1 pseudogene is annotated in these 928 nt (G+C 59.8%); it reads right to left on the bottom strand.

Going from position 1 to position 928, the window contains the following annotated elements:
- A pseudogene (locus P792_RS36530) lies at window positions 1-429 on the bottom strand (hypothetical protein); the annotation flags it as partial.
- Window positions 430-928 lie beyond the last annotated feature (499 nt).

The raw sequence follows: 928 nt of genomic DNA, 5'->3' as shown, positions 1-928 counted from the left end.
GCCTACCGCCACTTCATAGTCGTTTCGCGTATCGATGAGGGTGGTATCAGGATCGGAAATCAGCGCGTTCCACTCGGCGGCAGGGACGTAGCGCCCCACACCGGCCAGAGGGTCGATATCAGGCTGACCCATTGTGACGATTTCGCGCTTGAGGCGTACCTTCATGCGGTTGAACGGCATGGCGTCGTCCCAGGAGAGCTTCCACTCCAGCGCATCGCAGCCGGGAAGGCTTCGAATATGGGCCAGTATGGACTCGATGCCTTCGGCGCTGCCTGCAATGGTGCCGTTTATCCCTTCGCGTGCAAGAAGCAGCGTCCCCCTGATACCGTGCTGCAGGCAGGCCTCAAGCAGCGATGCCCGCAGAGCGGCGGGATCGGCAAAGGGGGTGAAGCGATAAAGGGCGGCGATGCAGACCGGCGGCTGCGACATGATGACTGTCCCTGAAACCTTGAAAATGACGTTGCCGGTTGCATAGCGCAGGTCGGGCCGCAACGCCTATCAAGAATGGCCGAGCCAGCCCGTCCAGGTCGGGCTTGGTGTCATGGCATCTTCATCGGATTGCATCCGAATGCAGCGAGGCACCCGGAAAAAATATGGTCACCAAGTCTTTTCCTGGATGCGATCACAGGGAGGGGGCTGGTCAAAAGACAGGAATTCAGCCCTCGCACATGAGGCGCATTCCGCGCGTCTCTACGCCTGATCTACGGCCCTAAACGTTCCGAGCCTGTGACACCGCCCTCCCAACGCCAGCCTGACATGGGAAGGGCTGAGACCTCACCGGATCAGTAGCTCATGCTGATCTGGCCAAGGAAGGAGCGGCCGGCCGAAGGGGTGGCGCGATTGGAAAACAGGCTCTGGTAGTTCAGGCGATTAGCCAGATTGTAGCCGTTCAGCGCAATTTTCCAGTGCTGGCCCAGACGATGGGAAA

Source organism: Asaia sp. SF2.1, from assembly GCF_000505765.1.
GTDB classification, from domain to species: Bacteria; Pseudomonadota; Alphaproteobacteria; order Acetobacterales; family Acetobacteraceae; genus Asaia; species Asaia bogorensis.
This window is presented reverse-complemented; position numbering and strand designations above follow the sequence as displayed.